At 73.4% G+C, this 6,131-nt stretch carries 7 protein-coding genes and 1 pseudogene; 4 read left to right on the top strand and 4 right to left on the bottom strand.

Annotated elements, in window-relative coordinates; translation table 11 throughout:
* From AB0O53_RS26105 to AB0O53_RS26090, 4 genes and pseudogenes are all read left to right on the top strand, one after another.
* A pseudogene (locus AB0O53_RS26105) lies at positions 1 to 84 on the top strand (ABC transporter ATP-binding protein); the annotation flags it as partial.
* Positions 71 to 955, top strand: a complete 885-nt coding sequence (locus AB0O53_RS26100) for an ABC transporter permease (RefSeq protein WP_350995665.1) — start codon at positions 71 to 73, stop codon at positions 953 to 955. The pseudogene AB0O53_RS26105 and the gene AB0O53_RS26100, both read left to right, overlap by 14 nt.
* 170 nt (positions 956 to 1,125) lie before the next feature.
* Entirely contained in the window at positions 1,126 to 1,290 is a 165-nt protein-coding gene (locus AB0O53_RS26095) for a hypothetical protein (protein ID WP_365198636.1), read from the top strand.
* Between the two features lie 122 nt (positions 1,291 to 1,412).
* Positions 1,413 to 2,282, top strand: coding sequence for a glutathione S-transferase C-terminal domain-containing protein (locus tag AB0O53_RS26090; protein ID WP_350995659.1), 870 nt, complete (start codon positions 1,413 to 1,415; stop codon positions 2,280 to 2,282).
* Between the two features lie 117 nt (positions 2,283 to 2,399).
* On the opposite strand, the gene AB0O53_RS26085 is transcribed toward AB0O53_RS26090, so the two are convergent.
* Genes AB0O53_RS26085 through AB0O53_RS26070 form a run of 4 tightly spaced genes read right to left on the bottom strand, consistent with a single transcriptional unit; the run spans position 2,400 to position 6,108 of the window.
* Positions 2,400 to 3,521: an aryl-sulfate sulfotransferase gene (locus tag AB0O53_RS26085; protein WP_365198633.1), complete on the bottom strand. Its 1,122-nt coding sequence runs from the start codon at positions 3,519 to 3,521 to the stop codon at positions 2,400 to 2,402.
* A 31-nt stretch (positions 3,522 to 3,552) separates the two neighbouring features.
* The gene (locus AB0O53_RS26080) at positions 3,553 to 4,560 is read right to left on the bottom strand and encodes an ABC transporter substrate-binding protein (protein WP_350995654.1); all 1,008 of its coding nucleotides are present in this window, start codon (positions 4,558 to 4,560) and stop codon (positions 3,553 to 3,555) included.
* A gap of 55 nt (positions 4,561 to 4,615) precedes the next feature.
* The gene (locus tag AB0O53_RS26075) at positions 4,616 to 5,332 is read right to left on the bottom strand and encodes an ABC transporter ATP-binding protein (protein ID WP_350995651.1); all 717 of its coding nucleotides are present in this window, start codon (positions 5,330 to 5,332) and stop codon (positions 4,616 to 4,618) included.
* Entirely contained in the window at positions 5,329 to 6,108 is a 780-nt protein-coding gene (locus AB0O53_RS26070) for an ABC transporter permease (RefSeq protein WP_350995648.1), read from the bottom strand. The genes AB0O53_RS26075 and AB0O53_RS26070 overlap by 4 nt, the downstream gene beginning before the upstream one ends.
* Positions 6,109 to 6,131 lie beyond the last annotated feature (23 nt).

Below are 6,131 nucleotides of genomic sequence, written 5' to 3'. Positions count from 1 at the left end.
ATCGAGGACGCCGACGTCGCGGAACTGTCCCTCGAGATCACTGAACACCTGCGTGGGGAGATCCGCCGCCATGGCCAGCACTGAAACGAAGGCGACAACGGACGACCTCGCGGGACTGGAGGCCGGACTCGACGCCCTGGACGCCGTCGACGTCCGCCGCTCCCCCGTCCGGGAGGTCCTCGTCAAGAAGGCCCTTCCGCCGCTCATCGCCGTCGCCCTCGTTCTCGCCGTCTGGCAGCTCCTCGTCTCCGCCGGGGTCACCGAGGAGAACAAGCTGCCCCCGCTGTCCGCAGTATGGGACAGCCTGTCCGACATGTGGGTCAAGGGCACGCTCGTGGAGGTCATCTGGACCTCCGTCTCCCGCGGTCTGCTCGGTTTCCTGCTGGCCCTGGCCATCGGCACCCCGCTCGGCCTGCTGGTCGCCCGGGTGAAGTTCGTGCGCGCCGCGATCGGCCCCATCCTGGCCGGCCTGCAGTCCCTGCCGTCGGTGGCCTGGGTGCCGCCGGCCGTGCTCTGGTTCGGCCTCAACGACGCCATGATGTTCACCGTGATCCTGCTCGGCGCCGTCCCCTCCATCGCCAACGGGCTCGTCTCCGGCATCGACCAGGTCCCGCCCCTCTACCTGCGGGCCGGACGCACGCTCGGCGCCACCGGCATCAAGGGGGTGTGGCACGTCGTCATTCCGGCCGCGCTGCCCGGCTATCTGGCCGGTCTCAAGCAGGGCTGGGCCTTCTCCTGGCGCTCACTCATGGCCGCCGAGATCATCGCCTCCTCCCCCGACCTCGGCCTGGGCCTCGGCCAGCTCCTGGAGAACGGCCGCAACAACATCGACCTCCCCGGCGTGTTCCTCGCCATCACCCTGATCCTCGTCGTCGGCATCGCCATCGACCTGCTCATCTTCAGCCCCGTCGAGCGCTACGTCCTGCGCAGCCGCGGCCTGCTGGTCAAGAACTGAACGGACCGGACGACCGCCCCCGGGTCGCGGCCCGCAACTCCCACACTCCCCCCAGCTCGACCGGCACCATCGGCTTCCACGTGGCCTCGGACGGAGCCACGCCCTCTTGACAGCGACCGGGCCCGGCTCGACACTCCACTTCGGCGAATCCCGGTGAACTGGTAGGAATCATGGGACGTTCAGGGCAGGGCCGCGGGACCGACGGCGCACGCGCCGTCGTCCGCCTGCCGCTGCCGCTGCCGCTGCTGACCTCCCGGCGCCACATCGACCTGCTTCGCGTGTGCAGCGCGGCGAGTCCCCTGCACCGCGGCGGCCCCGTGCCCGCCCGCTCCTGACCCGTCGCGCACGCACCCTCCGCGCACGCCGCCTCCGCGCACCCGCCCACCGGGTCCCCCCGCGCCGAAGCCGTCGCGGTCCGTCGCCGTATGCCCGTGCCCGAGCAATCCCAGGGAGACGCATGTCCGCCACGTACCCGAAAGCCGTGCCGTCCTTCCGGAGCAGGATCGGCCGGGACGCGCGCAGCGGCTTCCCCGCCGTTCCGCACCGCTACCGGCTGCACCTGACGCCGTCCTGTCCGAACTGCCTGCGGATCGCCGTCACGCACAGCCTGCTGGGCCTGCGGGACGTCCTCCCCGTGACGGTGCTGCCCGCCGTGCCCGACGCGTCCGACGGCGGGTACGTCGCGTTGCGCCCGCTGTACGAGGCCAGTGCGCACCTGTACCCCGGGCCGGCACTCGCGCCGGTGCTCAGCGACGGCTGGAGCGGGCGGATCGTCAGTACCCGCGCCCACGACATCGTGCAGGACCTGACGCGGCGGTTCGGGGCCTCCGTCGGGGCCTCCGGACCGCGCTTGCACCCGGACGGTGCCGACGCGCACATCGAGGAGGTCGGCCGGCTCTGCGAGCAGGGCATCAACGCGGCGGCGCAGCGTGCCGGCCAGTACGGTGGCGACCCGGCGGCCCGCGAGGCCGCACTCGCCGCGCTGCTGCACGGGCTGGGCGTGCTGGAGCGGCGGCTGGCCTCGGCCGACTACCTGCTGGGCGACCGGCTCACCTCCGCCGACGTGCAGCTGTGGGTGACGCTGGTGCAACTGGACACGGTGCACCGCTGGCACCTGGACGCCGCGGCGGTGTACCGGATCACCGACCACCCCCGTCTCTGGTCGTACGCGAGGCGGCTGGCCGCCCATCCCGCCTTCGGGCCGCACCTCGACCTGGACGGCATCGCGCTGCGGCACCACGCCCACTGCCGGGGCCGGGAGGCCGCCGGTGCGGCGGTGCGGATCGTGGACTGGGCACGATCCGCACCGGCGCCGGCGCGGCCGTGAAGGCGATCGGGAGCTGAGGGCGGGGACCGCGGCTCAGCGGACGGTCACCCGGGCGAGGGCCCGGGAGGTGTGGCCCAGCGCCGTGCCGGCGGTCGCCGGGGCCGGGCCGTCGCGCTGTCAGGCTGTCGTGTTCAGCCAGGGAATCCGGTCGGCGTCGTAGCGGTGGGCGCGGAAGACGGAGTTCTGGGCGCCGGCCGAGGACTCCAGGCCGACGCCGTCACCGAACGAGCGGAACTGCGGCACGACGAACTCCCACACGACGTGGCCTTCGGGGGTGACCTCGAAGAGCCGTCCGAAGGAGCCTTCGGCGATGAAGGTGTTGCCGTTGGGCAGGCGCTGGGCGCTGGACATGTACGGGCTGTAGAAGTTCTGCGGCGGGTTGTCCTGGTAGGACCACACCTCCTCGCCGGTGCGCGGGTCCAGCTCCAGGACCCGTGAGTAGGGCACGGAGGTGGTGTCGCGGTAGGTGCCGTTGTCGAAGACGAGGACGGTGCCGCCCGGCAGCTCGTGGGGGTGGTGCTGTTGTGCCAGGACGTCGGGTCCGATGTGCCACAGGACGGACCCGTCCGTGCGGTCGACGGCCACGGCGGAGGACGCGCTGCGGAAACCCAGGACGATGGAGCCGTCGGCGCTCTCGTTGACGGTGTTGGCCATGGGCCAGTGCTCCCGGGCGAAGTGCGGGTTGAGCGGGTAGTCCTCGGGGTCGAGGTGGTCGATGGCGGCCCAGCGCCACACTTCCTCGCCGTCCCAGGTCAGTTCGTACACGACGTCGCCGTAGATGACGCCGCCGGGGGCCTCGGAGCCGGGGATGCCGCCGCGGATGCGGGCGGCGTCGGCCGGGGCGAGGGGTTCGACGACGGTGATGACGAGGTTGCCGTTGCGCAGCAGCGAGGCGTCGTGGTGGTGGAAGGGGTGGCGGACCTCGCGGACGACCGTGGAGTCGGGGGCCAGTTCCTGGAAGATGCCGCCGTGGTAGACGTCCCAGATGGGGAAGAGGGTCGGGCCGTCGGTGTCCTTGGCGGCGTAGAAGAGGTTGCCGTTCGGCAGGAGCTGCGCCTGGCGGCCGGGCGGGTGCGGGGAGGTCCAGGTGTGCGCGGTGCGTCCCTCGATGTCGACGAGGTGGATCTCACCGGCGCTGGTGATCGGGGTGTAGAGGGTGTAGCCGCCGTGGCTGCGCTCGGGGTCGTGGGCGATCAGGCCGACGCCGCGGCGGCGCAGGGTGTTCTGGTCGACGGTCATGGGACGGGTCTCCTCGTGGTGGGGGTGCGGTTCAGCGGACGGTGACGGCGGCCGGGTCGACGGTCGTCAGGGGTCCGGGGTTCAGGTACCGCTGCAGGGCGGCGCGGTCGGCGTCGCCGGGCAGGTGCTGGGCGGCCTTGGCCCAGGCGGCCTCCTCCTCCAGCTGGGTCAGCAGCTCGGGCGAGAGGGTCGCGCCGTAGGTGTAGCGGGGCTGGTACTCCTCGACGTAGCCGGCCTGGAGCGCGCCCTTGGACTGGGCCACGACGGCCTGCCGTGCGCGGGCGGGGTCCGCCGCGATCTCGCCCTGGGCGCGCAGGACGGTGCGCAGGACGGCGGCGGTGGTCTCGTCGCTCGTCCTCGGGCCGGCGACCAGCAGGGTCCGTGCGGTGTATCCGGTGAAGGGGAACTCGGCGTAGCGCTCGCCGAGCGCGGTGCGGGCGGCCCCGTAGAAGCTGGGGAAGGTGACGCCGGCGTCGATGTCGCCCCGGGCGAGCGCCGGAGTGACCTGGTTCGGGGCGAGGTTGACGACGGTCACGTCCGCGGCCGTGAGCTGTGCGGAGGCGAGCATGCGCGAGAGGGCGTACTCGACGTTCGTGCCCTGCGGGACGCCCACCTTGCGGCCCTTGAGGGCGGCGAAGCCGGTGACGGCCCGGTCGGTGCGGGTGAGCAGGCGCCAGTCGGAGAAGCGGGAGAGGTCCGCGACGATCCGCAGGTCCCGTCCGCCGAGCGCCGCGGTCACGGCGGGCAGGTCGCCGACGACGCCGAGCTGCGCCTGGCCTCCGAGGACGGCGTTGAGGGCGTCGCGGCCGCTGGGCTGGGTGGTGACGGTGGCGTCGATGCCCTCGGCGGACCAGAGTCCGTGTTCCTGGGCGATGTGGACGGGTGCTCCGCCGAGGTGGTCGCTGCCGGCGATGGAGACGGCCGGGCGGCCGCCGTTCCCGCCCGTCTTCGCGGGTCCGGAGCCGTCGGCGCAGGCCGCGGCGAACGTGGTGAGCAGGGCTGCCATGAGCAGGGCAGTGGCTGCGCGGGGTCTGGGCATCGGAGTGCCTTCCGGGGGTGGGGACATGGGGACGTGGGAACGGGTGGAGCGGGGTTCAGTCGGAGCCGAGGCGGCGGGCGATGAGCGAGCGCAGGTCCGGGTCGGGAGGTCCGTCGGGGACGGTGTGGTCGGCGAGCACCCGGCCGGGGGTGCCGCCGAGGACGACGACCCGCCCGGCGAGGGCCAGCGCCTCGTCGATGTCGTGGGTGACGAACAGGACGGTGGTGCCCCGGCGTTGCCACAGCTCCCGCAGCAGGTGCTGCATGCGGGTGCGGGTCAGGGTGTCGAGGGCGCCGAACGGCTCGTCCATGAGGAGCACTTCGGGCTCGGCGGCCAAGGCGCGGGCCAGGGCGACCCGTTGCTGCATGCCGCCCGACAGCTGTGCCGGGTACTTGTCGGTGCCGTCCGCCAGCCCGACCTCGGCGAGGGCGTCCAGGGCGCGCCGGCGGCGTTCGGCGCGCGGCAGTCCGAGTCGCTTGAGGGCGAACTCGACGTTGCCGCGTGCGGTGCGCCAGGGGAAGAGCGCGTAGTGCTGGAAGACGACGCCGCGGTCCGGGCCGGGTCCGCGCACGGGCCGGGAGCCCGCCGTCACCCGCCCGGTGGCGGGCGGTACGAAGCCGGCGACGGCGCCGAGGACGGTGGACTTGCCGCATCCGCTCGGCCCGAGCAGGGCGGTGAACGACCCGGCGGGCAGTTCCAGGTCCGTCTTCTCCAGGACGGGGGCGGCTCCGTAGCGCACGGACAGCCCTTCCAGGCGTACGGCCAGGCTCATGAGGTGCTCCAGTGCACGAACCGGCGGCCGATCGCGGCCAGTACGAGGTCCACGGCCACGCCGAGCAGCCCGAGGACGAGCAGCCCGGCGAACATCCGGTCCACGCGGAGGAACTGGCCGTCCACCTGGAGCCGGTACGCCAGGCCGCTGTCCGCTCCGCCGAGTTCGGCGGCCACCAGGGCGAGCAGTGCCACCGAGGCCCCGTAGCGCAGGGCCGCGAGGACGGCGGGCGCGGCGGCGGGCAGCAGCACTTCGACGAACCGGCGGTGCAGCGGGGCTCCCAGGGTCCGGGCCGCCCGAAGGTGGGAGACGGGGACGCGGGACACTCCGTCGTGGACGTAGAGCCAGACGGCGAGCAGGACGGCGTAGGCGATCAGGAGGCGTTTGGCGGTCTCACCGATCCCGAACCAGGCGGTCGCGAGCGGTACCAGGGCGATGGCCGGTATGGGGCGCAGGAAGGAGACGACGGGGGTGACGGCGGCGGAGAGCTTCGGCAGGTAGCCGGTGGCGAAGCCGAGGGCGCTGCCGATGACGGCTCCCAGTGCGAAGCCCTGTCCGGCGCGGGTCAGGCTGGCGCCGAGGTCGTCGGCGAGGACTCCGCTGCGCGCGCTGTCGGCGAGAGCGGCCAGGGTTTCGGCGGGGGTGGGCAGGAGGGACGGGGCCACCACGCCGGACCGGGCGAGCAGGTACCAGAGCACGAGCACGGCGGCTGCCGCGGCCAGGGCCGGGCCCAGTCGGCCGAGGGCCCGGCCGGGCGGTGAAGGGGTGGCGTGCACGGAGCGTCTCCTCGGTCGTCGAT

This window comes from Streptomyces erythrochromogenes (assembly GCF_040684695.1).
GTDB classification, from domain to species: Bacteria; Actinomycetota; Actinomycetes; order Streptomycetales; family Streptomycetaceae; genus Streptomyces; species Streptomyces erythrochromogenes_C.
This window is presented reverse-complemented; position numbering and strand designations above follow the sequence as displayed.

Bases quoted from the DNA above. Each gene is read 5' to 3' on its own strand.
- AB0O53_RS26075 (WP_350995651.1), bottom strand. From the start codon at position 5,332: ATGAGCCTGGCCGTACGCCTGGAAGGGCTGTCCGTGCGCTACGGAGCC.
- AB0O53_RS26090 (WP_350995659.1), top strand. From the start codon at position 1,413: ATGTCCGCCACGTACCCGAAAGCCGTGCCGTCCTTCCGGAGCAGGATC.
- AB0O53_RS26085 (WP_365198633.1), bottom strand. From the start codon at position 3,521: ATGACCGTCGACCAGAACACCCTGCGCCGCCGCGGCGTCGGCCTGATC.
- AB0O53_RS26100 (WP_350995665.1), top strand. From the start codon at position 71: ATGGCCAGCACTGAAACGAAGGCGACAACGGACGACCTCGCGGGACTG.
- AB0O53_RS26080 (WP_350995654.1), bottom strand. From the start codon at position 4,560: ATGCCCAGACCCCGCGCAGCCACTGCCCTGCTCATGGCAGCCCTGCTC.
- AB0O53_RS26095 (WP_365198636.1), top strand. From the start codon at position 1,126: ATGGGACGTTCAGGGCAGGGCCGCGGGACCGACGGCGCACGCGCCGTC.